A 24,071-nucleotide genomic window follows, 5' to 3' on the forward strand; every position below is an offset into this window, starting at 1 on the left:
AATCGTGAGACGAACTACCATTTTCTACCATCCGCCACCCGCCGCTGGGCGTACACCTGCGCGGCAGTTATAATCAGCCGATTTCCCCTTCGCCAAGACACCGAACCCATGACTGAGTCCGTTCTTGACTATATGACCCGCCTGGGTCGCGCTGCCCGTGAGGCTTCCCGGGTGATCGGCCGTGCCAGCACCGCGCAGAAGAACCGCGCCCTGCAAGCCGCCGCCGATGCGCTGGATGCTGCCCGTGCCGAGCTGACGGCCGCCAACGAGCTGGACCTGGCCGCCGGCCGCGCCAATGGCCTGGAGCCGGCGCTGCTCGACCGCCTGGCGCTGACCCCGGCACGCATCGACAGCATGATCACCGGCCTGCGCCAGGTGGCCAGCCTGCCGGACCCGGTCGGTGCGATTCGCGACATGAGCTACCGCCCATCGGGCATTCAGGTCGGCAAGATGCGCACACCGCTGGGGGTGATCGGGATCATCTACGAATCGCGCCCGAACGTGACCATCGATGCCGCCAGCCTGTGCCTGAAGTCGGGTAACGCGACCATCCTGCGCGGCGGCTCCGAAGCCATCCATTCCAACCGCGCCATCGCCACCTGCATTCAGCGTGGCCTTGCTGAAGCCGGCCTGCCGGCCGCCGTGGTTCAGGTGGTCGAAACCACTGACCGCGAAGCCGTGGGCGCGCTGATCAGCATGCCGCAGTTCGTCGACGTCATCGTGCCGCGCGGCGGCCGTGGCTTGATCGAACGCATCAGCCGCGATGCCCGGGTGCCGGTCATCAAGCACCTGGACGGTATCTGCCACGTCTACGTCAGCCAGCATGCCGACCTGGACAAGGCCTGGAACGTGGCCTTCAACGCCAAGACCTACCGCTATGGCATCTGTGGCGCCATGGAAACCTTGCTGGTCGACCAGCAGGTGGCCGAGCGCTTCCTGCCGGAAATGGCCCGCCGCTTCCAGGAGAAGGGCGTGGAGCTGCGTGGCTGCGAGCGTACCCGTGCGCTGATCGAGGCCAAGCCTGCCAGCGAAGACGACTGGCACACCGAGTACCTGGACGCGATCCTGTCGATCCGCATCGTGGACGGCCTGGACCAGGCCATCGAGCACATCAACCACTATGGCTCGCACCACACCGACTCGATCATCAGCGAACACCAGGGCGAAGCTCGCCAGTTCATGGCTGAAGTCGACTCGGCGTCGGTCATGCTCAACACCCCGACGTGCTTTGCTGACGGCTTCGAGTACGGCCTGGGTGCGGAAATCGGCATTTCCACCGACAAGCTGCATGCCCGTGGCCCGGTCGGCCTGGAAGGCCTGACCTGCGAGAAGTACGTGGTCATCGGCGATGGCCAGTTGCGCGGCCAGGGGTCGTGCTGAGTTGAGCAAGGCCCAGGCAGTCCGGCGCATCGGCATTCTAGGCGGCACCTTCGACCCCGTGCACATCGGCCACCTGCGCAGCGCGCTGGAAGTGGCCGAGTTCATGGGGCTGGATGAGTTGCGCCTGCTGCCCAACGCCCGGCCGCCGCACCGCGACACCCCGCAGGTGGCCGCCGAGGATCGCCTGGCGATGGTTCGTGAAGCGGTGCAAGGCGTTGCCTGCCTGAGCGTCGATGCCCGCGAGCTGGAACGTGACAAACCGTCGTACACCATCGAAACGCTGGAGTCGATCCGCGCCGAACTGGCCGACAACGACCAGCTGTTCCTGGTGCTGGGCTGGGATGCCTTCTGTGGCCTCCCTACCTGGCATCGCTGGGAAGAATTGCTGCAACACTGTCACATCCTGGTGCTGCAACGCCCGGATGCCGACGTAGAACCCCCTGACGAGCTGCGCAACCTGCTGGCTGCGCGCTCGGAGAGCGATCCTGCCGCCATGTCCGGCCCGGCGGGAAATATTTCGTTCGTCTGGCAGACGCCGCTTGCGGTGTCGGCTACACAGATCCGACAGCTGCTGGCCAGCGGCAAATCGGTGAGGTTCCTGGTGCCGGACGCCGTACTGGCCTACATCGAGGCGCACGAACTGTATCGTGCGCCCAACTGACGGTGCCTCTGGCGCCTCATCCAACGAGTTGAACGAGTTTTATATGACCAAGCAGAAAATTTACGGCGAAGAACTGGTCGCCCTGACCAAGGCAGCGCTGGAAGACGTCAAGGCCCAGGACATCCAGGTCATCGACGTGCGCGAAAAGCACAGCCTGACCGACTACATGATCATTGCCACCGGTACCTCCAACCGCCAGATCAACGCGATGCTGGAAAAGGTCCGCGAAGCCGTGAAGGCCAAGGGCGCCCAACCACTGGGTGAAGAAGGCAAGGGCGACAGCGACTGGGTGCTGCTGGACCTGAACGACGTCATCGTGCACATGATGACTGCCGCTGCCCGCCAGTTCTACGACCTGGAGCGCCTGTGGCAGGGTGCCGAGCAAAGCCGTGCTGCCGATGGCAAGCACCACAGCCCGGACCACGCTCACGAGTACTCCGACAAGCTCAAAGACCGCGAATAAGGGCAGCGCTGTGCGTTTGCGCCTGATCGCGGTCGGCTCGCGCATGCCGAAGTGGGTCGAGGAAGGCTGGCATGAATATGCCAAGCGCCTGCCTGCCGAGCTGTCGCTGGAGCTGGTGGAAATCCCGCTGAACACCCGTGGCAAGAATGCCGACGTCGCCCGCCTGATCCGTCAGGAGGGCGAAGCCATGCTGAGCAAGGTGCAGCCTGGGGAACGCATTGTCACCCTCGAGGTCCATGGCAAGCCCTGGAGTACCGAGCAGCTGGCGACCGAGCTGGACCGCTGGCGCCTGGATGCGCGCACGGTGAATTTGATGGTGGGGGGCCCGGAAGGCCTTGCGCCTGAGGTCTGTGCGCGCGCCGAGCAACGTTGGTCGTTGTCGCCGCTGACCCTGCCGCACCCGTTGGTAAGGATACTCATCGGCGAGCAGATCTACCGCGCCTGGACCGTGTTGTCCGGGCACCCTTACCACAAATGAGTCTGTAAGCAGTCCGATGTCGCAGCCGATCCGTCTCAAGGACCACGAGAAAGACGCCCGCTTGGTGCGCAACCGCGTCGTGGTTGGCGCGGTGGCGATCATGCTGCTTATTTGTGTGCTGATCGCGCGGCTGTATTACCTGCAGATCATCCAGTACGACTACCACTCGACGCTGTCGGAGAACAACCGGGTGCATGTGCAGCCGATTCCGCCGACTCGCGGGCTGATTTTCGACCGCAACGGGGTGATCGTTGCCGACAACCGGCCCAGCTTCAGCCTGTCGATGACCCGCGAACGTGCAGGTAACTGGCAAGAAGTGCTGGATACTATCGTCGAAGTGCTGGAGCTGACTGCCGACGACCGGGCGCTGTTCGAGAAGCGCATGCGTCAGGGCCGTAGGCCTTTCGAGCCCGTGCCGATCCTGTTCGAGCTGAATGAAGAGCAGATCGCCCGGGTGGCAGTAAACCAGTTCCGCCTGCCAGGTGTGGAAGTGGTTGCGCAGCTGGTGCGGCATTATCCGCAGGGGGCGCATTTCGCCCATTCGGTGGGTTATGTGGGGCGCATCAACGAGAAAGAGCTGAAAACCCTTGACCCGGTGAACTACAGCGGCACCCACCATATCGGCAAGACCGGCATCGAGCGCTTCTACGAAGACGCCTTGCACGGCCAGGTCGGCTACGAGGAAGTCGAGACCAACGCCCGTGGCCGTGTGCTGCGAGTGCTCAAGCGCACCGACCCGAAACCTGGCAAGGACATCGTGCTGAGCCTGGACATCAAGCTGCAGGAAGCCGCCGAAGCCGCGCTGGGCGGCCGACGTGGCGCAGTGGTGGCGCTCGACCCGCGTACTGGCGAGGTGCTGGCGATGGTCAGTCAGCCAAGTTTCGACCCCAACCTGTTCGTGACGGGCATCAGCTTCAAGGCCTATGCCGAACTGCGCGACTCGATAGACCGGCCGCTGTTCAACCGCGTGCTGCGTGGCCTGTACCCGCCGGGTTCGACCATCAAGCCGGCCGTGGCGATTGCCGGCCTGGACAGTGGCGTGGTCAACGCCAGCAGCCGGGTGTTCGACCCGGGCTACTACCAGTTGCCCAACTATGACCACAAATACCGTAACTGGAACCGCTCCGGCGATGGCTGGGTCGATCTGGACACCGCGATCATGCGTTCCAACGACACCTACTTCTATGACCTTGCGCACAAGATGGGCATCGATCGGTTGTCCAGCTACATGAACAAGTTCGGCATCGGCCAGCGGGTTTCCCTCGACATGTTCGAGGAGTCCGCCGGGTTGATGCCATCGCGTGAATGGAAGCGTGCCACGCGCCGCCAGGCCTGGTTCCCGGGTGAAACCCTGATTCTCGGCATCGGCCAAGGCTACATGCAGGCCACGCCACTGCAACTGGCCCAGGCCACCGCATTGATCGCCAACAAGGGCGTGTGGAACCGCCCGCACCTGGCCAAGACCATCGAAGGCCAGCCGCCGGTGGACGAAAACCCCATGGACAACATCGTGCTGCGTGACAAGTCCGACTGGGCCAAGGTCACCCACGGCATGGAGCAGGTGATGCACAACGCCCGTGGTACCGCACGCAAGGCGGCTGCTGGCGCCCAGTACCGCATTGCCGGCAAGAGCGGTACCGCCCAGGTGGTGGCGATCAAGCAGGGTGAGAAGTACGACCGCAACAAACTTCAGGAGCGCCACCGCGACCACGCCCTGTTCGTCGCCTTTGCCCCGGCCGATGACCCGAAGATCGTGGTCTCGGTGATGGTCGAGAACGGTGAGTCCGGCTCTGGTGTTGCTGCCCCCGTGGTACGCCAGATCATGGACGCCTGGCTGCTCGACGAAAACGGCCGGCTCAAGCCCGAGTTCGCGCCTGCCACCGTGACCCAGGAATCGGCCCTGTGATGAACAATTTCGATCGCATGCTCTCCAGCGAGGATGTGATGCGTCGGCGCGCCAGCTTTCTGCAGCGCATCCATGTCGACGGCCCCTTGCTGGTCATTCTGCTCACCCTTGCGGCCGGCAGCCTGTTCGTACTGTATTCGGCCAGTGGCAAGAACTGGGACTTGCTGCTCAAGCAGGCCACCTCGTTCGGCATCGGCCTGGTGTCGATGTTCGTCATCGCCCAGCTCGAGCCACGCTTCATGGCCCGTTGGGTGCCGCTGGCCTACCTGACCGGTGTGCTGTTGCTGGTGGTGGTGGACGTGATGGGCCACAACGCCATGGGGGCCACGCGCTGGATCAATATCCCCGGGGTGATCCGCTTCCAGCCCTCGGAATTCATGAAAATCATCATGCCGGCGACCATCGCCTGGTACCTGTCCAAACGCACCTTGCCACCGCATTTGAAGCACGTGGCCATTAGCCTTGTGCTGATTGGCGTGCCGTTCATATTGATCGTACGCCAGCCCGACCTGGGCACCGCGCTGCTCATCCTTGCCTCCGGTGCCTTCGTGCTGTTCATGGGCGGCCTGCGCTGGCGCTGGATCCTCAGCGTGCTGGCAGCGGCAGTGCCGGTGGCGGTGGCGATGTGGTTCTTCGTGATGCACGACTACCAGAAGCAGCGGGTACTGACCTTCCTCGACCCGGAGAGCGACCCGTTGGGCACGGGCTGGAACATCATCCAGTCCAAGGCCGCAATCGGTTCGGGCGGAGTGTTCGGCAAGGGCTGGCTGCTCGGTACCCAATCGCACCTGGACTTTTTGCCCGAAAGCCACACCGACTTCATCATCGCCGTACTGGGCGAGGAATTCGGCCTGGTCGGCATCTGCCTGTTGCTGATTGTCTATCTGTTGCTGATCGGCCGTGGCCTGATGATCACAGCCCAGGCGCAGACCCTGTTCGGCAAGCTGCTCGCGGGCAGCCTGACCATGACCTTTTTTGTATACGTGTTCGTCAATATCGGAATGGTCAGCGGCCTTCTCCCCGTGGTGGGCGTGCCGCTGCCGTTTATCAGCTATGGCGGAACATCGTTGGTGACGCTGCTGTCAGCGTTTGGCGTTCTGATGTCGATCCACACGCACCGCAAATGGATCGCACAGGTTTGAATAAGGTGAAGAATTTCATGCAAGCAGTGCGTAACTGGGCTGCCCGTTGTGCGCCGTGGATCGGCGCGGTGGGCCTGTTCGGCGCTGTACAGCTGGCCCACGCCGGTGATTACCAAGGCTCGCCGCAGGTGGCCCAGTTTGTCGGCGAAATGAGCCGCGACTATGGCTTTGCCCCTGAGCAGCTGATGGGCGTGTTCGCTGACGTGCAGCGAAAGCAGTCGATCCTCGACGCTATCTCGCGCCCGGCCGAACGGGTCAAGCCGTGGAAGGACTACCGGCCGATGTTCCTCACCGACGCGCGCATCGCCCGTGGTGTGGACTTCTGGCGCCAGCACGAGGCGGTATTGGCCCGTGCCGAGCAGGAATACGGCGTGCCGGCACAGTACATCGTCGCCATCATCGGTGTGGAAACGTTCTTCGGCCGCAACACCGGCAACTACCGGGTGATCGATGCCCTGTCGACCCTGGGCTTCGACTACCCGCCTCGGGCTGAATTCTTCCGCAAGGAACTGCGCGAATTCCTGTTGCTGGCCCGCGATGAACAGCTCGACCCGCTCACGCTCAAAGGCTCCTACGCCGGCGCCATGGGCCTGCCGCAGTTCATGCCGAGCAGCTTCCGCAACTTTGCGGTGGACTTTGACGGCGATGGCCACATCAACATCTGGAACAACCCGGACGATGCCATTGGCAGCGTCGCCAGCTACTTCAAGCGCCATGGCTGGGTGGCCGGTGGGGGCGTGGTCAGCCGCGCCTGGGTGGATGGCGCGCGCGCCGACGAAGGCCTGACCACAGGCATCGAGCCTGTGAAAACCGTCGGGGAGTTGCGCACGCTCGGCTGGTCGGTTCATGATTCGCTGCGCGATGATCTGCCGGTTACCGCTTTCCGCCTTGAGGGTGACAATGGCCCCGAGTACTGGGTGGGCCTGAAGAACTTCTACGCGATCACGCGTTACAACCGCAGCGTGATGTATGCCATGGCGGTGCATCAGCTTGCGGAACAGCTGGTTCAAGTACGGGGCGTCAAGTAATGCGCGCAATCATCTCTGCCAATTCTTTCAAGCTGCTCACCTGCCTCGCCGTTGGCGTGGTGCTGGCCAGTTGCTCCTCCAACCGCCCGGCCCAGCAAAGCAGTGGCAACGTCGTGCGCAGTCAGCCAGGCCTGGACATCAACCGGGCACACAAGGACGGCGCGCCGTGGTGGGACGTGGATGTGAACAAGATCCCCGATGCCACGCCGACCGTGCATACGGGCAACTACAAGGCCAACCCGTACACGGTGCTGGGCAAGACCTATTACCCGATGCAGGACTCGCGCAACTACCGCGCCGAGGGCACCGCGTCGTGGTATGGCACCAAGTTCCATGGGCAGAACACCGCCAACGGCGAGCTGTATGACCTGTACGGCATGAGCGCAGCGCACAAGACGCTGCCGCTGCCGGCCTATGTGCGGGTGACCAACCTGGCCAACGGTCGCAGCGTAATCCTGCGTGTGAACGACCGTGGCCCGTTCTATTCCGACCGTATTATCGACCTGTCCTATGCGGCTGCGAAAAAGCTGGGTTACGCCGAGATCGGCACCGCGCATGTGCGCGTCGAGGGTATCGACCCGCAGCAGTGGTGGGCCCAGCGTGGCCAGACGCCGCCGATGGTGCTCAAAGAACCGCAGGTAGCCCAGACCCAGGCGATCCCGGCCAACACCGGGCGTGTCGAGCAATGGACCCCGCCGCCGCAGCAGCACGCAGCGCCGGTGGTGCCGGTGCAGGTGGGGGGCAACAACGTGCCGGCGGGCAACGGCGGCAGCTTCCTGCAGGTAGGCGCCTTTGCCAACCCGGACGCAGCCGAGCTGCTGCGCTCCAAGCTCAGCACCATGGTCAATGCGCCGGTGTTCATCAGCTCGATCGTGCGTAACCAGCAGACCCTGCACCGCGTACGCCTGGGGCCGATTGGCAGCCAGGGCGAGATCCAGCAGGCACAAGACAGCATCCGCCTGGCGAACTTGGGGCAGGCCAAGCTGGTCACAGCAGACTGACCGTTTATATGGGGCGGCCATCAGCGTGGCCGCAACCAAACTGTCGGTTTTGTCATGAATTGCCGGGCGCGCCCATGTACAATGACGGCTTTTGCCCGCAGCGACATAAAGCCGCACGTTCGTGGGCCAGGCCGACGGCCAAAAAACTAGACTGACTGGCGCTGGGCACACGATCTTGCCCAGGGAACATCTCAGACCATTAGCGATTTTCGAGAGACGGATGAACATCACCAACCTTGCCAAACGACTTTGCCTGCCTGTACTGCTGATGATCACGCCTGCCGCCTTCGCGGCTGAGCAGATGACGCCGGCACCACCTCAATTGGCAGCCAAGTCCTACGTACTCATGGACGCGTCCAGCGGCAACGTGCTGGTCGAGAACAACGGTGACGAGCGCCTGCCGCCGGCCAGCCTGACCAAGCTGATGACCGCCTACATCGCCACCCTGGACATCCGCCGTGGCCAGATCGGTGAAAACGACCCGGTCACCGTCAGCGAAAACGCCTGGCGTACTGGCGGTTCGCGCATGTTCATCAAGGTGGGCAGCCAGGTGACCGTCAGCGACCTGCTGCACGGCATCATCATCCAGTCCGGCAACGACGCTTCGGTCGCCCTGGCCGAGCACATCGCCGGCAGCGAAGATGCCTTCGCCGACATGATGAACAAGACGGCTGCCGACCTGGGCATGACCAACAGCCACTTCATGAACCCGACCGGCCTGCCGCACCCGGACCACTATTCGTCTGCGCACGACATGGCCACCCTGGCCCGTGCGATCATCACCGTCGACCCGGCCCACTACGCCATCTATTCGCAGAAGGAATTCTTCTGGAACAACATCAAGCAGCCGAACCGCAACCTGCTGTTGTGGCGTGACAAGACCGTCGATGGCCTGAAAACCGGCCACACCGACGAAGCTGGCTACTGCATGGTGGCTTCGGCCGTTCGCGACGGCCAGCGCCTGATCGCCGTGGTGTTCGGTACCAACAGCGAGCAATCGCGTGCTGCCGAAACCCAGAAGCTGCTGACCTATGGCTTCCGCTTCTTCGAAACCCAGACCTTCTACCAGAAGGGCACCGAGCTGACCCAGGCTCCTGTCTGGAAGGGCGCCACCGGCCAGATCAAGGCTGGCCTGGCCGACGACCTGACCATGACTATGCCTAAAGGCCAATTGAAGCGCCTGCAGGCTTCGATGACCATGAACCCGCAGCTCACCGCACCCATCGCCAAAGGTGACGTGATCGGCAAAGTGGAAGTCAAACTGGACGAGAAAGTGGTTCACAGTGCCGACCTGATCGCCCTCGATGGCGTCGAGGAAGGTGGTTTCTTCCGCCGTATGTGGGATAGCATCCGTCTATTCTTCTACGGGTTGTTCAACTGATACGTGACCTGCATGCCCCCGCGTATCTCGCGGGGGCATTGTTGTTGCCACGGCTTACGAGGCCGTTTCCGCCATGAGCGAACCAGACGTCAAGTCGCATAAAATCGAATTCCCTTGCGACGATTACCCGATCAAGGTAATCGGCGATACCGTTGTCGGCTTCAAGGACACCGTGATCGAAATCCTCAGCAAGCACGCCAAAGTCGACCTCTCCACCCTGGCCGAGCGCCAGAGCAAGGAAGGCAAGTACACCACCGTGCAATTGCACATCGTTGCCGAAAGCGAGAACCAGCTGCACGATATCAACAGCGCCCTGCGCGCTACCGGCATCGTGAAAATGGTGCTTTGATGTCCGCCTGCCTCGGTTTTCGCGAGCTCGGCCTGCAGCCCTACGAACCGGTGCTGGAGGCCATGCGTCGCTTCACCGAGCAGCGCACCCCGGACAGCCAGGATGAAATCTGGCTGGTCGAGCATCCCGCGGTCTTCACCCAGGGCCAGGCTGGCAAGGCCGAGCACCTGCTGGTGCCGGGCGACATCCCGGTGGTGCAGACCGACCGCGGCGGCCAGGTGACCTACCATGGCCCCGGGCAGTTGGTGGCCTACCTACTGCTGGATGTGCGCCGGCTGGGCTTTGGCGTGCGCGAGCTGGTCAGCCGTATCGAGCAGACGCTGGTCGACCTGCTCGCCAGTTACGACGTGCAGGCTTCTGCCAAGCCCGACGCCCCGGGCGTCTATGTCGATGGAGCGAAAATCGCCTCCCTCGGCCTGCGAATTCGCAACGGCCGTTCGTTCCACGGCCTTGCCCTGAACGTGGACATGGACCTTGCGCCATTCCGCCGAATCAACCCCTGCGGCTATGCGGGGCTGGCGATGACCCAGCTGCGCGACCTGGCAGGTCCGATCGAACTCGACGAGGTCAGGACAAGGCTGCGCGGACAGCTGGTCAAGCACCTCGACTACGCTGAGCAGACGACCCTCACGGGCGGAATCGACTGAATATGACAACTGTGCAAGAAGCCGTGCCGAACCTGATACCCACCCAGGATGTCACCCCGCGCCCAGCGCCGAAGAAGGTGGAAGCTGGGGTAAAACTGCGTGGCGCCGATAAGGTGGCGCGCATCCCGGTGAAGATCATCCCCACCGAAGAGCTGCCGAAAAAGCCTGACTGGATTCGCGTGCGTATTCCGGTATCGCCCGAGGTAGACCGCATCAAGCAACTGCTGCGCAAGCACAAGCTGCACAGCGTGTGTGAAGAGGCTTCCTGCCCGAACCTGGGCGAGTGCTTCTCCGGTGGTACCGCCACCTTCATGATCATGGGTGACATCTGCACCCGTCGTTGCCCGTTCTGTGACGTGGGCCACGGCCGGCCGAAGCCGCTGGACCTGGACGAGCCGAAAAACCTGGCGGTCGCCATTGCCGACCTGCGCCTGAAGTACGTGGTGATCACCTCGGTGGACCGCGACGACCTGCGTGACGGTGGTGCCCAGCACTTTGCCGACTGCATCCGCGAGATCCGCGCGCTGTCGCCGGGCGTGCAGCTGGAAACCCTGGTGCCGGACTACCGTGGCCGTATGGACGTCGCGCTGGAAATCACCGCGCAAGAGCCGCCAGATGTGTTCAACCACAACCTCGAAACCGTACCGCGCCTCTACAAGGCCGCGCGCCCGGGCTCGGACTACGACTGGTCGCTGGACCTGCTGCAGAAGTTCAAGCAGATGGTCCCGCATGTACCTACCAAGTCGGGCCTGATGCTCGGCTTGGGCGAGACCGACGAGGAAGTGATCGAAGTGATGCACCGCATGCGCGAGCATGACATAGACATGCTCACCCTCGGCCAGTACCTGCAGCCGTCGCGCAGCCACCTGCCAGTGCAGCGTTTCGTGCACCCGGACACCTTCGCCTGGTTCGCCGAGGAAGGTTACAAGATGGGCTTCAAGAACGTCGCCTCCGGCCCGCTGGTGCGTTCTTCGTACCACGCTGACCAGCAGGCCCACGAAGCCAAGATCAAGCTCTGAGCCTGGTCCGAGGCACGCATGCCGATGCACGCCGAAGGGCGGCATCGGCATTTTTGTTTGTGTACCAAGCGCTGCAAGGAGCCGCAATGAACTGCGCCGAAACCTTACTACCGAGCCTGCCAGCCGCGTTGCCGGCTAACGCCTGCTTTGCCATTGTCGCCCCGGCAGGCGCGGCGCGGCTGGATACGCACAAGGTCAGCCTGTGGTTTGCCGACCGTGGCTACAGCTGCCGCCTTTACCCCGGTGTACACCAGGCCCAGGGCTACCTGGCAGGCTCGGACCAGCAGCGCTTGCAAGACTTGCACGATGCCTTTGCCGATCCGGCCATCGACGCCATCCTGTGCATGCGCGGTGGTTACGGCAGCATGCGCCTGCTCGACCGGCTCGACTTTGACCTGATTCGGCGCAACCCCAAGCCGTTGATCGGCTACAGCGACATTACCGCGCTGCACGCTGCGATCTATCGGCATAGCGGGCTGCTTACCTTCCATGGTGGGATGCTCAATGCCGACCTTCTGGGGGCGAAGTTGCCTCCAACTGAATCGTCGTTGCTGGCGCAGCTGGCTGGGCATGTGCGGGCAGGCGAGCAGATCGTGCACCCGACGGACTATGCCTTGAGCAGTGTATTGGCAGGTGTGGCCAGTGGTCCGCTGCTGGGCGGCAACCTGTCGATGCTGGGTGCGACCATGGGGACGCTGGCCGAGCTGGATACGCAGGGCTGCATTTTGTTTATCGAGGACGTCAACGAGCCGTTGTATCGGGTGGACCGGTTGCTGACCCAGTTGCGCCTGGCAGGCAAGCTGGAAGGGGTCAAGGGCGTGCTGGTGGGGGATTTTGCCGGGATTACCACGGCGGCGCTTGCACCGTTGTTGGTGGAAACCTTTGCGCCTCTGGGGATACCGGTGCTGGCGGGGTGGCGCAGTGGGCATTGTGACCCGAACGTGTGCTTGCCGCTGGGGGCTCGGGTGAGGCTGGACAGTGATCGGCAGGTATTGGTGCTGGAACAGGACCTGTTCAAGGCTTGAGATTGCCGGGGGGGGCGCAACGCCCCCCCCCCGGCAATCTCACTGTTGGCGCAGGCTTTCCAGCAGCTTGTGGGTCGGATACCCATCCGCCGGCCACCCCAGCCCCTGCTGGGCATTGCGAATGGCCTTGCGGGTATTGGCGCCGATAATGCCATCAGCATTTCCGGCCTCATGCCCGTTGCTGTTCAGCAGGTTCTGCAATTCCATACGCTCGCTGCGGCTCAGCGGCAGGTCTTCCTTCGGCCAGCTGCCGGCAATGAAGCCCCAGCCGCTGAAGCGATCCCCCAGCAAGCTCACCGCCAGCGCGTAGGACGACGAGTTGTTGTACTTGAGGATGGCGCGGAAGTTGTCCAGGACCAGGAACGCCGGCCCACGCGCACCCGCCGGCAGCAGCAGGGCTGCAGACAACTGGTTGCTGTTGGCGGGCAGTTGCGTGCCTGCAGGCAGTTTCACGCCCATCGCCAGCCATTCGCTCACCGGTTTGCGCAGCGCGCCATCAGCTTGCCAGAAATCGAAACCAGCCGGCACCTGTACCTCGAAGCCCCACGGTTGGCCACTTTTCCAGCCCGAGCTCTGCAGGTAGTGCGCGGTCGAAGCCAGGGCATCCGGTTTGCTGTTCCAGATATCGCGGCGGCCATCGCCGTCGAAGTCCACGGCATGGGTGTTGTAGGTGGTCGGGATGAACTGGGTCTGGCCCATGGCGCCGGCCCACGAGCCGCGCATGGCTTCAGGCTCGATATCACCATGCTGGATGATTTGCAGCGCAGCGATCAGCTGGTCTTGGGCGAACTGTGGGCGGCGGCCTTCGTAGGCCAGGGTGGCCAGTGAGCGGATCACCGACTTGTTGCCCTGGAACTGACCGAAGTTGCTTTCCATGCCCCACACCGCGACCAGCACCTGGCGGTCCACGCCATAGCGTTGTTCGATACGTGTCAGCAGCTCGGCATTCTGCTCCAGCAGCTTCTTGCCGTTGCGCACGCGCAGGGGCGACAGGGCGCCTTCGAGGTATTCCCATACCGGGCGTGTGAACTCCGGCTGGCTACGGTCGGCCTTGATCACGTCCATGTCAGGGGTGACGCCGAGGAACGCGCGGTCGAAGGTGCTGGGTGAAATCCCGGCTTGCAGGGCCTGTTGGCGGAAGCCGGCCTGCCACTGGGCGAAGGTTTGCAGAGGCTGGATTTCAGTGCTGACGTCAGGCGTCGCGCCGGGCACGGTTACCACGGGAGCGGGTTGCGCAGGGGCCAGCGGCAGTGCGTCGGCGGCGGTGGGTTTTTCCGCGCAGGCCACAAGCAGGATGAAGCTGGAGGCCGCGATCAGCTGGCGGGTTTCCCAACGGGGGAGAAGACGGAAGAGCATGCACAGATCCAGAATTGCAGGTCAGGTGACGACCATACCATGCCTGCGCTTGCGATGCTTTCATGCAGCCAAAAAGTAGGAAGCCTCCCAATCTCTCGATTGGAAGGCTTCGCGGCGGTAGCTGCCTTTGCCCTTGGCCGGTTGTTCCTGGCGGCAGCGGAACAGCGGTTGGGCGATGATGGACTTGGCCTTGTTGGGGCCGTGCTTTTTCGGCTTTTTGCTCATGGCGGGGTTCCCGGGTTGGGTGGTTTTCGGGGCGCACTTTAGGGCTTGGTGCGGGTAGGGACCAATTGATAAAGTTTATGGTCGATCACAGTCTTGTGGGAGCGGGCATGCCCGCTCCCACCGCGACCCCAGTTATTCTGGAGGTAGCGCCAGGCGCTGACCAGCCATCAACAGGGAAAGCCGAGACAGCCCCGTCCAGGGCGACCCCTCGGCCTGCCCCTTGATCTGCGCGTCGATACGCTGGGCATCCTGCAACAACTGAGCCCAGCGTTGCGCCGACAAGCGCTGCAGGGCTTTGCTGACCAGCGGTCGGCGTTTGTCCCAGATCGGCGGGCGGGCCTGGCTGAAGGCCTTGTCCAGCGGTACACCCTGGCTGAACTGTTGGGCTAGCCCAGCCAGCTGGCGCAGCTCACGGGCCAAAGCCCAGAGGATGACCGGCGGTTCTACCCCCTCGCCACGCAACCCCTCAAGCATACGCAGGGCATGTGCAGCTTCGCCATTGAGAATGGCGTCCACCAGGCCGAAGACATCGAAGCGGGCGCTATCAGCAACAGCGGCCTGCACGGTTTCCACGGTGATCTGGTTGCCATCGGCCAGCAGCTTGAGCTTTTCGATTTCCTGCGCGGCTGCCAGCAAGTTGCCTTCCACGCGCGCGGCAATCAGCTCGACAGCGTCACGCTGTGCCGACAGGCCGGCCTGTTGCAGGCGCTGGTTGATCCACTGCGGCAACTGATGCACATCCACCGGCCAGATCTGGATGAACTGGCAATGCGCGCCTTCGATCAACGCCTTGCCCCACTTGGTCTTTTGCGCACTACCGTCGAGCTTGGGCAGGCTGACCAGCAGCAGGGTATCTTCGGCGGGGTTGGCGCAGTATTCCATCAGCGCCGCGGCGCCTTTGTCACCAGGTTTGCCCGAAGGCAGGCGCAGTTCCAGCAGGCGGCGTTGTGCGAACAGGGACAGGCTCGCTCCAGCCTGGAGCAGGGTGCCCCAGTCGAAGTTTGCGTCGGCACTGAACACCTGGCGCTCGTCGAAACCTTGTTGACGCGCGGCATTACGAATGGCGTCTGCGGCTTCCTGGCATAGCAACGGGTCGTCACCGCTGACCACGTAGACCGGTGCCAAGGTACCTTGCAGGTGCTTGTTGAGTTGGGCGGGGGCGAGTTTCATGGGAAACAGGGGGGCACCCGAAGGTGCCCCACACGGGCTTAGTTGCCCGGTACTTCCAGCGGCGACTGCTGAGGCGTTTCGGCCTGCTGACGGCGGGCAGCTTCCAGCGCGGCGGCTTCGGCCTGGGCGCGTTCGTCGGCTTTGCGCTGCAGCTCGTCCAGTTGGGACGGGCTCAGCATCTGTAGGCGAACGACCATGGCGTTGACCAGATCGCGGCGCATTTCTTCACGGGCGCGGTTGGCTTCCTGCTCGGAACCGGTGATGTTCGAGCCGTCGCGCAGGTAGATTTTGCGCACTTCCAGCTTGTCGCTCATCAGCTCCAGGTTGTTCAGGCCCTGAATGCTGTAGTTCAACACCGTGGTCAGCTCGTACTCGGCGGTGCGGTTACCACTGTTGTAGGTGGCCGCGCGCTCGCGCTCCTGTTCGTTGGTCAGTACCAGGCGATACGGTGCGCCAGCATGTACGTTGACGCCGCTACGCTCCAGTACTTCACGCAGCTGGACCACGGTCGGGCCATAGGCGTTGCGCGCGCTGACGTCCATTTCCTTCACGCTCAGCTCGGTAGAGCCGGTGCCGCGCAGCTGGAAACCGCAGGCGCTGAGCATGACCGCCAGGCCGATTACCAGCAAATTGCGTTTGATCATGTTGTTGCTCCCTTGTGGGCCTGTTACGCCCGCCCGCAGTGACTGCGAGCGGGCGCTGCCATCAGTTGGCGACGATGTTGACCAGCTTGCCCGGTACCACGATAACCTTGCGGATGGTCAGGCCATCGATGAAGCGCAAGACGTTCTCGTTGCTGCGGGCAGCGGCTTCGACTTCTTCGCGGCTGGCAGCAGCCGGCATTTCGACCTGGCCACGCAGCTTGCCGTTGACCTGCACCACCAGGGTGATGGTGTCCTGCACCAGGGCTGCTTCGTCGACAGCTGGCCAGCCAGCGTCGATCACGGCCTGCTGGTGGCCCAGTTGCTGCCACAGCTCGTGGGAAATGTGCGGGGTGATCGGTGCCAGCAACAGGGTGACGGCTTCAAGGCCTTCCTGCAGCAGGGCGCGGTCCTGTTCGCTGGCCTGCGGGGCCTTTTCCAGCACGTTCATCACGGTCATCACCTGGGCGATGGCGGTGTTGAACTTGTGGAACTGGCCCACGTCGTTGCTGGCCTGCTTGATGGCTGCGTGGATGGCGCGGCGGATGACCTTCTGCGCGTCGTCCAATGCGGTGACATCCAGCTTGCCCGGCAGGCCCTGGCTGACGTGAGCCTGAGCCAGGCGCCAGACGCGGCGCAGGAAGCGGCTGGCACCTTCGACGCCGGAGTCGGACCATTCCAGGCTCATGTCGGGCGGCGAGGCGAACATCATGAACAGGCGGCAGGTGTCGGCACCGTAGGCTTCGATCATCGACTGCGGGTCGACGCCGTTGTTCTTCGATTTCGACATTTTCTCGGTGCCGCCGATTTCCACCGGCAGGCCGTCGGTCTTCAGGCGAGCACCAATGATCTTGGCCTTGGCATCGCGCTCGATCTCGACATCGGCCGGGTTGAACCAGTCCTTGCCGCCGTTGCTGGCCACGCGGTAGTAGGTTTCGGCCACGACCATGCCCTGGGTCAGCAGGTTCTTGAACGGCTCGTTCGAAGTAACCAGGCCTTCGTCACGCATCAGCTTGTGGAAGAAGCGCGCGTACAGCAGGTGCAGGATCGCGTGCTCGATACCGCCGATGTACTGGTCGACAGGCAGCCAGTGGTTGGCGGCTTTCGGGTCTACCAGGCCCTTGTCGTAGTTCGGCGAAGCGTAGCGGGCGAAGTACCAGGACGACTCGACGAAGGTGTCCATGGTGTCGGTTTCGCGCTTGGCCGCAGTGCCGCATTTCGGGCAGGTGCACTCATAAAATTCCGGCATGCGCGCCAGCGGCGAGCCGGCGCCATCCGGCACCACGTTCTCGGGCAGGGTGACCGGCAGCTGGTCTTCCGGCACCGGCACGTCGCCACAGGACGGGCAGTGGATGATCGGGATCGGGCAGCCCCAGTAGCGCTGGCGGCTGATACCCCAGTCACGCAGGCGGAACTGGGTACGCGACTTGCCCAGTTCCTTGCGGATCAGGGCGGCTTCGATGGCATCGAAGGCGCCGGCGAAGTCCAGGCCGTCGAACTCGGCGGAGTTGATCAGCTGGCCGTGCTCGCCATAGGCGGCCTGCCACTCGCTGCCCACTTCATCGCCCGCGCTGGTGCGCACCACGGCCTTGACCGGCAGGTTGTACTTGTGGGCGAACTCGAAGTCGCGCTCGTCGTGGGCCGGCACGGCCATCACGGCGCCATCGCCATAGTGCATCAGCACGTAGTTGGCGACCCATACCGGCAGCTTCTCGCCGGTCAGCGGGTGCTCTACCAGCAGGGAAGTGGCCATGCCTTTCTTCTCCTGGGTGGCCATGTCGGCCTCGGCAACGCTGCCGCTCTTGCACTCGTCGATGAACGCCTGCAGCGCCGGGTTGCCCTGGGCCGCCTGGGTGGCCAGCGGGTGCTCGGCGGCGACGGCGACGTAGGTGGCGCCCATCAGCGTGTCGGGACGGGTGGTGAAGACTTTCAGGGTGCCTTCGTGGCCGATGGTGGCCTGGTCGTACGGGAACTGTACTTCCATGCCGCGCGACTTGCCGATCCAGTTGCGCTGCATGGTCTTGACCTGCTCAGGCCAGCCCGGCAGCTCGTCGAGGCTTTCCAGCAGCTCGTCGGCATAGTCGGTGATGCGGAAGTAGTACATCGGGATTTCGCGCTTTTCGATCAGCGCGCCCGAACGCCAGCCACGGCCGTCGATGACCTGTTCGTTGGCCAGTACGGTCTGGTCTGCCGGGTCCCAGTTCACGGTACCGTTCTTGCGGTAGATGATGCCTTTCTCGAACAGGCGGGTGAACAGCCACTGCTCCCAACGGTAGTAGTCGGGTTTGCAGGTGGTGACTTCACGTGCCCAGTCGATGGCCAGACCCAGGCTCTTGAGCTGGGTCTTCATGTAGTCGATGTTTTCGTATGTCCACTTGGCCGGGGCGACGTTGTTTTTCATCGCCGCGTTTTCCGCGGGCATGCCGAATGCGTCCCAGCCCATCGGCTGGAGGACGTTCTTGCCCAGCATACGCTGGTAACGGGCAATCACGTCGCCGATGGTGTAGTTGCGAACGTGGCCCATGTGTAGCTTGCCGCTCGGGTACGGGAACATCGAAAGGCAATAGTAGGTGTCTTTGCCTGGCTGTTCGGTAACAGCGAACGATTGTTGCTCGTCCCAGAACTTCTGGGCGGCGGCTTCGATATCACGGGGCGTGTATTGTTCGTGCATGGCTACTTTTGGCTGAGAGAGAAGAGACCTTGTTCCAGGCAGCGGAACCTCGCTGCGTCCGGCACTCCGGTGTCGTTTAGAGTGAACGCCGTAGCATACAGCAGCGCTGCGCATCGTGGGAAACCTTCGTTGCGAATGGCCGCTGGTCGCAGCACCCGGCTGCTTTTCATGGCGCCGCTAAGCTCAGGTGTGGGGGGAGATATTCTTTATCTTCAATTGAGGTGAACGGATGGGAGAGACGCAGCTACCCGCAATGAAACCGGAGCTTTACGAGCGCCTGATCGACCGGCTTGGCCTGGCACTGGAAGTGGCAAGGACCTCGGTACGATTGCGCGACGAGATGCCAGCCGAGCTGGAGTTGCGTGGCCTGAGCCACGCAGAGTTCGAAGTGATCAAGGCTTACCTGGAATCCCTCCCGGAGCGCCACAATGCCTCTGTCGGCAGTTACCCGCAAGCGGAGCCGACATCGGCCAAGATCATCTGGCTCAAGGACAAGAAACGCCCCGCCAATACGGCGAGATCCAGGACGCTGCCACATCGCTAGCCGTTCAGGACGCCAGGCGCGGGCGATCGCGCGCCGGTTCTTCACTATCACACAACTCACGATCGGCGCCGGCCGCACCCTTGTTGACCGGCGCCGATCCTTCTAGGCTGCACGCCTGCCAAGGAGGTGTGGCCGATGCCGATCCGATTCTTCATCAAACAATGGCTGATGCCGCCGGGCATCCTGTTTCTGCTGCTGCTTGCGGCGTGGTGGTTGCGTGCCCGACGGCCACGGTTGGCGGCGTTTTGCTTTGCCGTGGGGCTTGGTGGCCTGTGGCTCATGAGTTTGCCGCTGGTGGTGCAGGAAATCGCCCATAGGCTGGAAAGCGAGCCTCCCTTGGCCGTAAACGACTGGACCGCGCTTGCGCGGCGGGCGGATGCCATTGTGGTGCTGGGCGCAGGGCGTGAGCGCGGAGACCCGGCCTGGGGTGGTAGCGACCAGCCCACGGCCACGGCTTTGGAACGCCTGCGTTTTGCTGCGCAGTTGGCCAAGGCCTCAGGTTTGCCGGTGCTGACCAGTGGTGGGTTGCACTACGGCACGCCGCCGAGCGAAGCGCGGTTGATGGCGGATCGCCTTCACGAAGACTTTGCTGTTGAGGTGAAGTGGCGTGAAGAGGCCAGCCGCACGACCTGGGAAAATGCCCAGTTCACGGCCAAGGTGCTGCAGCCGTTGGGGATTCGTCGTGTGGTGGTGGTGACCCAGGCCTGGCACATGCAGCGCTCGCGCTGGAGCTTTGAGCAGGCGGGGTTCGAGGTGGTGCCGGCGCCGGTGGGGTTCCTGGGGCAGGATCATGCGCGGCCGTTTGGCGGGTTGCTGCCGGAGAGCCGGGCGATGTGGCAGAGCGGGCAGTTGTTCAATGAGGCGGTGGGGTTGGTGGGGTATCGGGTTTTCTATTGAGCCTTGCACTGCCTGTCCCGGCCTCTTCGCGGGCTTGCCCGCGAAGAGGCCGGGACAGGATAACTCAGACGGTTTTGGCGATGCGGCCTGCCAGCAATGCCCAGCCCAGCAGCAATGCGCAGACAATCGCCAACGGCCACGAACGCCATTGCAGGTAAGGCGTCAGTTGTTGCATTGGCACCACCTCACCATACAGCACCGCCTGCTGGAACTGCGGAATCTGCGTGGTAATACGGCCAAACGGGTCGATCAGCGCGGTCACGCCGTTGTTGGTGGCGCGGATCATCCAGCGGCCGGCTTCCAGTGCGCGCATCTGCGCCATCTGCAGGTGCTGCAGCGGGCCGATCGAGGTGCCGAACCAGGTGTCGTTGCTGATGGTCAGCAGCAGGTCGCTGCGTGACGCCAGGCCAGCAGCAAACTCGGGGTAGACCACTTCGTAGCAGATGTAGGGCGCAATCTGATAACCCTTGGCCTGCAGCAGTGGCTGGTCTTCCGGCCCACGGGCGAAGTCCGACATGGGCAGGTTGAAGAACTCGATGGCGCCACGCAGCATGTCCTGCAACGGGACGTACTCGCCAAACGGCACCAGCTTCTGCTTGAGGTAGGTGCCGTCACCCTCACCGGTCACGGTGATGCCGTTGTAGTAGCGGCGCTGATGGTGCACCACTTCCCGCACTGGCACGCCGGTGATCAGCGCTGAATGCCGCTCGGCAGCAAAACGGCCCATTACGTCGATGTAGCCTTGGGCCTGGTCCTTGAGCACCGGCACCGCCGTTTCTGGCCACACCAGCAAATCCACGGGCTTTGAGCTGAAACTCAAGTCACGGTACAGGGCCAGTTGCGCGTCGATGTGCGCAGGGTCCCATTTCAGGTCTTGCTCGACGTTGCCCTGAATGGCCGCCACTTTCAACGGGTCACCTACCGGTTTGGTCCAGGCGTGGCCCTTGAGCGCCAGGCCCAGTGCCCATGGGGCCAACAACAGCAGGCAGCCCACGGCCAGGAACGAGGGGCGGGCACGCAGGCGGTGCAGGTTGCACAGCAGGGCAGCAGTGAGCGCCAGCGTGAAGGAAATCAGCCACACGCCGCCCAGCGGCGCCAGGCCGGCCAACGGGCCGTCCAGCTGGCTGTAGCCGGCGTAAAGCCAGGGGAAACCGGTCAGGAACCAGCCGCGAAAGGCCTCTTGCAGCAGCCACAGCGCCGCGAAGCACAGGGCATCGGCCAGCGGCGCTTCGTTGCGCCGTAGCCAGCGTGCCCACAGCCAGGTGGGCAAGGCAAAGAACCAGGCCAGCGCGGCGAAGAACGCCAGCAGCAGCAGAATCGCCAGCAGCGGCGAGGCACCGCCGTAGGTGTTCATGCTGACGTAAATCCACCAGGTGCCGGCGCCATACAGGCCAAAACCGAACCACCAGCCACGCCACATGGCCTGGCGCGGGCTGAGCTCGCGCAGGCCAAGGTAGAGCATGGCGATGGACAACACGGCCAGCGGCCAGATGTCGAACGGCGCCAGGGCCAGGAGTGTGGAGGCACCGGCCGCCAGGGCCAGCAGGTTACCGGGCCAGCCGGGGCGGGTGATCCAACGCATGTTTGTCCTTAACGGGTGATCGGGGTCAGGCGCAGCAAGTGTATCCGCCGGCTGTCGGCGTTGAGAATACGGAACTTGTAAGACCCGATCTCGGTAGTTTCGTTGCGCTTGGGCAGGTGGCCGAAGGCGCTCATCACCAGGCCGCCAACCGTGTCGAACTCGTCATCGGAGAACTCGCTGTCGAAGAACTCGTTGAAGTTGTCGATCGGGGTAAGCGCCTTCACCAGGAAGTCACCGCTGGGCAGTGGTTTGATGTAGCTGTCTTCCTCGACGTCGTGCTCGTCCTCGATGTCGCCAACGATCTGCTCCAGCACGTCCTCGATGGTCACCAGGCCCGCCACACCGCCGTATTCGTCGATGACGATGGCCATGTGGTTATGGTTGGCACGGAACTCGCGCAGCAACACGTTCAGGCGCTTGGACTCGGGCACGAAGGTGGCCGGGCGCAGCAGGTCCTTGATGTTGAAGCTGTCGCCGTTTTCCTTGAGGATCAGCGGCAGCAGGTCTTTGGCGAGCAGGATCCCGAGTACGTCGTCATGGCTTTCGCCGATCACCGGGTAGCGCGAGTGCGCGGCGTCGATCACCGCCGGCAGGAATTCGCGCGGCGACTGGCTGGCCTTGATGCTGATCATCTGCGAACGCGGGACCATGATGTCGCGAACCTGCAGGTCGGCGACCTGGATGGCGCCTTCGACGATGGTCAGTGCTTCGCTGTCCAGCAGCTTGTTCTGGTGGGCTTCGCGCAGCAGCTCAAGCAGCTCCTGGCGGTTTTTCGGCTCATGGGCAAAAGCCTGGGTCAGTTTACCCAGCCAGGACTTCTGCCCGTTGCTCGATCGATCTTCGCTCATGGCGGTTCTCGTGATCCTTCGTGTATCAGTGTGTGATTGAGTCGGTTTCATCGTCGGCATACGGGTCGGGGTGACCCAGTTCTGCCAGCAATTCTCGTTCCAGGCCTTCCATTTCCTCGGCTTCCTCATCTTCGATGTGGTCGTAGCCGAGCAGGTGCAGGCAACCGTGGATGACCAGGTGTGCCCAGTGCGCTTCGAGCGATTTGCCCTGTTCGGCCGCTTCGCGCTCGACCACCGCCACGCAGATGACCAGGTCGCCCAGCAGCGGGATATCGAGCAGGTCGTCAGGCACGTCGGCCGGGAACGACAGCACGTTGGTCGCGTAGTCCTTGTGCCGGTAGGTGTGGTTCAGCTCGCGGCCTTCGGCTTCGTCGACCAGGCGAATGGTCATTTCCGAGTCGGCACTGCGCTGGCGCAGGGCCAGTTCGCACCAGCGGCGGAAGGCGGCGTCATCCGGGGCGGCAGCGTCCGTGGCCCGTTGAATATCAAGTTCAAGCATCTTTGCCGGGCGCCTCGGGCTTGGCCTGGCGGGCTTCGAAGCGGTCGTAGGCTTCGACAATGCGCTGCACCAGTGGGTGACGAACCACATCTTTGGGTTGGAAGTGGGTAAAGCTGATACCCGGAACGTCTTTCAGCACCTCGATGACGTGTGCCAGGCCCGATTTGGTGCCGCGCGGCAGGTCGACCTGGGTGATGTCGCCGGTGATCACCGCCGTGGAGCCGAAGCCGATGCGGGTGAGGAACATCTTCATCTGTTCCAGCGTGGTGTTCTGGCTTTCGTCGAGGATGATGAAGCTGTTGTTCAGGGTGCGGCCACGCATGTAGGCCAGCGGGGCGATCTCGATCACCTGGCGCTCGATCAGCTTGGCCACGTGTTCGAAGCCAAGCATTTCGTACAGCGCGTCGTACAGCGGGCGCAGGTACGGGTCGATCTTTTGCGCCAGGTCGCCGGGCAGGAAGCCGAGCTTTTCGCCCGCCTCGACCGCCGGGCGTACCAGCAGGATACGGCGTACCTGTTCACGCTCGAGCGCGTCCACGGCGCAGGCCACGGCCAGGTAGGTCTTGCCGGTACCGGCCGGGCCGATGCCGAAGTTGATGTCGTTGGCCAGGATTTCCTTCACGTAGCGCTGCTGGTTGAGCCCGCGCGGGCGAATGTTGCCTTTGCGCGTACGCAGCGACACGCTGACCTCGTTGACGGCCGGGTTGTCGATGTTCTCGACGGCCGACTCCTGCAGGTACAGGTGTACGGTTTCCGGCGACAGGTCGGTGGCCTTGGTCTCGCGGTAGAGACGGCGCAACAACTGTTCGGCAGCGGAAGTGGTCTTGGGTTCGCCGATCAGTTCGAACTGATTGCCGCGGTTGCGGATTTCGATGGCCAGGCGCTGTTCGATCAGGCGCAGGTGCTCGTCGAACTGGCCGCACAGGTTGGCGAAACGGTGGGCCTCGAAGGGCTCGAGGATGAAACGATGGGGTTCTATGGGTGCGTTCAAGGTCGTTTTTAGCCGCTCGACGGCAATGGATGTGAACTCAAGAATAACCCTTGAATGGCAGTGGCGAAAGCACTGAAACGTTCAACGGTATGTAGGGCCGTTACAGCCGACACAGATCAGCAAACCTGTCTGCTATGATGGCCGCCTTTTCTTACGCATGTGTTATC

24 protein-coding genes are annotated in these 24,071 nt (G+C 63.1%); 15 read left to right on the top strand and 9 right to left on the bottom strand.

What is annotated here, in order from left to right:
* Nucleotides 1-108 precede the first annotated feature (108 nt).
* The 13 genes from B9A31_RS03630 to B9A31_RS03690 all read left to right on the top strand — a co-directional run bounded on the left by B9A31_RS03630 (nt 109) and on the right by B9A31_RS03690 (nt 12,480).
* Entirely contained in the window at nt 109-1,380 is a 1,272-nt protein-coding gene (locus tag B9A31_RS03630; protein WP_027610061.1) for a glutamate-5-semialdehyde dehydrogenase, read from the top strand.
* Nucleotides 1,349-2,041: a nicotinate-nucleotide adenylyltransferase gene (gene nadD, locus B9A31_RS03635; RefSeq protein WP_019098025.1), complete on the top strand. Its 693-nt coding sequence runs from the start codon at nt 1,349-1,351 to the stop codon at nt 2,039-2,041. Before B9A31_RS03630 ends, nadD begins: the two co-directional genes overlap by 32 nt.
* A gap of 43 nt (nt 2,042-2,084) precedes the next feature.
* The gene (rsfS, locus tag B9A31_RS03640) at nt 2,085-2,504 is read left to right on the top strand and encodes a ribosome silencing factor (RefSeq protein WP_016712189.1); all 420 of its coding nucleotides are present in this window, start codon (nt 2,085-2,087) and stop codon (nt 2,502-2,504) included.
* A 10-nt stretch (nt 2,505-2,514) separates the two neighbouring features.
* On the top strand, nt 2,515-2,982 hold the full coding sequence (gene rlmH, locus B9A31_RS03645) for a 23S rRNA (pseudouridine(1915)-N(3))-methyltransferase RlmH (RefSeq protein ID WP_003249722.1): 468 nt from the start codon (nt 2,515-2,517) through the stop codon (nt 2,980-2,982).
* 16 nt (nt 2,983-2,998) lie between these two features.
* Complete coding sequence (mrdA, locus tag B9A31_RS03650; RefSeq protein ID WP_016712188.1) at nt 2,999-4,888, top strand: penicillin-binding protein 2; 1,890 nt, start codon at nt 2,999-3,001, stop codon at nt 4,886-4,888.
* Nucleotides 4,889-4,926: 38 nt separating this feature from the next.
* Nucleotides 4,927-6,030 carry a rod shape-determining protein RodA gene (gene rodA / locus B9A31_RS03655; protein WP_042131952.1) on the top strand — a complete coding sequence of 368 codons (1,104 nt, stop codon included), beginning with the start codon at nt 4,927-4,929 and terminating at the stop codon, nt 6,028-6,030.
* A 17-nt stretch (nt 6,031-6,047) separates the two neighbouring features.
* Entirely contained in the window at nt 6,048-7,058 is a 1,011-nt protein-coding gene (mltB, locus tag B9A31_RS03660; protein WP_025754323.1) for a lytic murein transglycosylase B, read from the top strand.
* Nucleotides 7,058-8,059, top strand: coding sequence for a septal ring lytic transglycosylase RlpA family protein (locus B9A31_RS03665; protein ID WP_016712185.1), 1,002 nt, complete (start codon nt 7,058-7,060; stop codon nt 8,057-8,059). The genes mltB and B9A31_RS03665 overlap by 1 nt, the downstream gene beginning before the upstream one ends.
* Nucleotides 8,060-8,279: 220 nt before the next feature.
* Nucleotides 8,280-9,440 (top strand): D-alanyl-D-alanine carboxypeptidase family protein, encoded by a 1,161-nt coding sequence (locus B9A31_RS03670; protein ID WP_016712184.1) that lies wholly within the window; start codon nt 8,280-8,282, stop codon nt 9,438-9,440.
* A gap of 73 nt (nt 9,441-9,513) precedes the next feature.
* Complete coding sequence (locus B9A31_RS03675; protein ID WP_003249736.1) at nt 9,514-9,789, top strand: DUF493 domain-containing protein; 276 nt, start codon at nt 9,514-9,516, stop codon at nt 9,787-9,789.
* Complete coding sequence (gene lipB / locus B9A31_RS03680; protein WP_019098023.1) at nt 9,789-10,436, top strand: lipoyl(octanoyl) transferase LipB; 648 nt, start codon at nt 9,789-9,791, stop codon at nt 10,434-10,436. The genes B9A31_RS03675 and lipB overlap by 1 nt, the downstream gene beginning before the upstream one ends.
* Nucleotides 10,437-10,438: 2 nt before the next feature.
* Nucleotides 10,439-11,455: a lipoyl synthase gene (lipA, locus tag B9A31_RS03685; protein WP_019098022.1), complete on the top strand. Its 1,017-nt coding sequence runs from the start codon at nt 10,439-10,441 to the stop codon at nt 11,453-11,455.
* 86 nt (nt 11,456-11,541) lie between these two features.
* Complete coding sequence (locus B9A31_RS03690) at nt 11,542-12,480, top strand: S66 peptidase family protein (RefSeq protein WP_019098021.1); 939 nt, start codon at nt 11,542-11,544, stop codon at nt 12,478-12,480.
* Between the two features lie 39 nt (nt 12,481-12,519).
* Here B9A31_RS03690 and B9A31_RS03695 read toward each other — a convergent pair whose 3' ends face one another.
* From B9A31_RS03695 to leuS, 5 genes are all read right to left on the bottom strand, one after another.
* A complete protein-coding gene (locus B9A31_RS03695) occupies nt 12,520-13,836 on the bottom strand; it encodes a lytic murein transglycosylase (protein WP_025754321.1) in 1,317 nt (438 codons plus the stop codon).
* 60 nt (nt 13,837-13,896) lie between these two features.
* On the bottom strand, nt 13,897-14,061 hold the full coding sequence (arfA, locus tag B9A31_RS03700) for an alternative ribosome rescue factor ArfA (protein WP_016712179.1): 165 nt from the start codon (nt 14,059-14,061) through the stop codon (nt 13,897-13,899).
* A gap of 132 nt (nt 14,062-14,193) precedes the next feature.
* A complete protein-coding gene (holA, locus tag B9A31_RS03705) occupies nt 14,194-15,231 on the bottom strand; it encodes a DNA polymerase III subunit delta (RefSeq protein WP_019098019.1) in 1,038 nt (345 codons plus the stop codon).
* A 38-nt stretch (nt 15,232-15,269) separates the two neighbouring features.
* Nucleotides 15,270-15,875 (bottom strand): LPS-assembly lipoprotein LptE, encoded by a 606-nt coding sequence (lptE, locus tag B9A31_RS03710; protein ID WP_016712177.1) that lies wholly within the window; start codon nt 15,873-15,875, stop codon nt 15,270-15,272.
* Between the two features lie 61 nt (nt 15,876-15,936).
* Nucleotides 15,937-18,543: a leucine--tRNA ligase gene (gene leuS / locus B9A31_RS03715; protein WP_019098018.1), complete on the bottom strand. Its 2,607-nt coding sequence runs from the start codon at nt 18,541-18,543 to the stop codon at nt 15,937-15,939.
* Between the two features lie 229 nt (nt 18,544-18,772).
* Between leuS and B9A31_RS03720 the strand changes: the two genes are divergently transcribed.
* Complete coding sequence (locus B9A31_RS03720; RefSeq protein ID WP_019098017.1) at nt 18,773-19,087, top strand: hypothetical protein; 315 nt, start codon at nt 18,773-18,775, stop codon at nt 19,085-19,087.
* A 135-nt stretch (nt 19,088-19,222) separates the two neighbouring features.
* Nucleotides 19,223-19,984 (top strand): YdcF family protein, encoded by a 762-nt coding sequence (locus B9A31_RS03725; RefSeq protein WP_027610063.1) that lies wholly within the window; start codon nt 19,223-19,225, stop codon nt 19,982-19,984.
* A gap of 64 nt (nt 19,985-20,048) precedes the next feature.
* On the opposite strand, the gene lnt is transcribed toward B9A31_RS03725, so the two are convergent.
* Genes lnt through B9A31_RS03745 form a run of 4 tightly spaced genes read right to left on the bottom strand, consistent with a single transcriptional unit; the run spans nt 20,049 to nt 23,904 of the window.
* Nucleotides 20,049-21,566 (bottom strand): apolipoprotein N-acyltransferase, encoded by a 1,518-nt coding sequence (gene lnt, locus B9A31_RS03730; protein ID WP_019098015.1) that lies wholly within the window; start codon nt 21,564-21,566, stop codon nt 20,049-20,051.
* Nucleotides 21,567-21,574: 8 nt separating this feature from the next.
* A complete protein-coding gene (locus B9A31_RS03735) occupies nt 21,575-22,414 on the bottom strand; it encodes an HlyC/CorC family transporter (protein ID WP_016712172.1) in 840 nt (279 codons plus the stop codon).
* Nucleotides 22,415-22,439: 25 nt separating this feature from the next.
* Nucleotides 22,440-22,913, bottom strand: a complete 474-nt coding sequence (ybeY, locus tag B9A31_RS03740; protein ID WP_019098014.1) for an rRNA maturation RNase YbeY — start codon at nt 22,911-22,913, stop codon at nt 22,440-22,442.
* Nucleotides 22,906-23,904 (bottom strand): PhoH family protein, encoded by a 999-nt coding sequence (locus B9A31_RS03745; RefSeq protein ID WP_016712170.1) that lies wholly within the window; start codon nt 23,902-23,904, stop codon nt 22,906-22,908. Before B9A31_RS03745 ends, ybeY begins: the two co-directional genes overlap by 8 nt.
* Between the last annotated feature and the right edge of the window lie 167 nt (nt 23,905-24,071).

It is taken from the genome of Pseudomonas sp. URIL14HWK12:I5, assembly GCF_900176445.1.
Lineage (GTDB): Bacteria > Pseudomonadota > Gammaproteobacteria > Pseudomonadales > Pseudomonadaceae > Aquipseudomonas > Aquipseudomonas monteilii.

Coding starts and splice junctions, on each gene's coding strand:
- B9A31_RS03630 (WP_027610061.1), top strand. CDS start 109: ATGACTGAGTCCGTTCTTGACTATATGACCCGCCTGGGTCGCGCTGCC.
- nadD (WP_019098025.1), top strand. CDS start 1,349: ATGGCCAGTTGCGCGGCCAGGGGTCGTGCTGAGTTGAGCAAGGCCCAG.
- rsfS (WP_016712189.1), top strand. CDS start 2,085: ATGACCAAGCAGAAAATTTACGGCGAAGAACTGGTCGCCCTGACCAAG.
- mrdA (WP_016712188.1), top strand. CDS start 2,999: ATGTCGCAGCCGATCCGTCTCAAGGACCACGAGAAAGACGCCCGCTTG.
- rodA (WP_042131952.1), top strand. CDS start 4,927: ATGCGTCGGCGCGCCAGCTTTCTGCAGCGCATCCATGTCGACGGCCCC.
- mltB (WP_025754323.1), top strand. CDS start 6,048: ATGCAAGCAGTGCGTAACTGGGCTGCCCGTTGTGCGCCGTGGATCGGC.
- B9A31_RS03665 (WP_016712185.1), top strand. CDS start 7,058: ATGCGCGCAATCATCTCTGCCAATTCTTTCAAGCTGCTCACCTGCCTC.
- B9A31_RS03670 (WP_016712184.1), top strand. CDS start 8,280: ATGAACATCACCAACCTTGCCAAACGACTTTGCCTGCCTGTACTGCTG.
- B9A31_RS03675 (WP_003249736.1), top strand. CDS start 9,514: ATGAGCGAACCAGACGTCAAGTCGCATAAAATCGAATTCCCTTGCGAC.
- lipB (WP_019098023.1), top strand. CDS start 9,789: ATGTCCGCCTGCCTCGGTTTTCGCGAGCTCGGCCTGCAGCCCTACGAA.
- lipA (WP_019098022.1), top strand. CDS start 10,439: ATGACAACTGTGCAAGAAGCCGTGCCGAACCTGATACCCACCCAGGAT.
- B9A31_RS03690 (WP_019098021.1), top strand. CDS start 11,542: ATGAACTGCGCCGAAACCTTACTACCGAGCCTGCCAGCCGCGTTGCCG.
- B9A31_RS03695 (WP_025754321.1), bottom strand. CDS start 13,836: ATGCTCTTCCGTCTTCTCCCCCGTTGGGAAACCCGCCAGCTGATCGCG.
- arfA (WP_016712179.1), bottom strand. CDS start 14,061: ATGAGCAAAAAGCCGAAAAAGCACGGCCCCAACAAGGCCAAGTCCATC.
- holA (WP_019098019.1), bottom strand. CDS start 15,231: ATGAAACTCGCCCCCGCCCAACTCAACAAGCACCTGCAAGGTACCTTG.
- lptE (WP_016712177.1), bottom strand. CDS start 15,875: ATGATCAAACGCAATTTGCTGGTAATCGGCCTGGCGGTCATGCTCAGC.
- leuS (WP_019098018.1), bottom strand. CDS start 18,543: ATGCACGAACAATACACGCCCCGTGATATCGAAGCCGCCGCCCAGAAG.
- B9A31_RS03720 (WP_019098017.1), top strand. CDS start 18,773: ATGGGAGAGACGCAGCTACCCGCAATGAAACCGGAGCTTTACGAGCGC.
- B9A31_RS03725 (WP_027610063.1), top strand. CDS start 19,223: ATGCCGATCCGATTCTTCATCAAACAATGGCTGATGCCGCCGGGCATC.
- lnt (WP_019098015.1), bottom strand. CDS start 21,566: ATGCGTTGGATCACCCGCCCCGGCTGGCCCGGTAACCTGCTGGCCCTG.
- B9A31_RS03735 (WP_016712172.1), bottom strand. CDS start 22,414: ATGAGCGAAGATCGATCGAGCAACGGGCAGAAGTCCTGGCTGGGTAAA.
- ybeY (WP_019098014.1), bottom strand. CDS start 22,913: ATGCTTGAACTTGATATTCAACGGGCCACGGACGCTGCCGCCCCGGAT.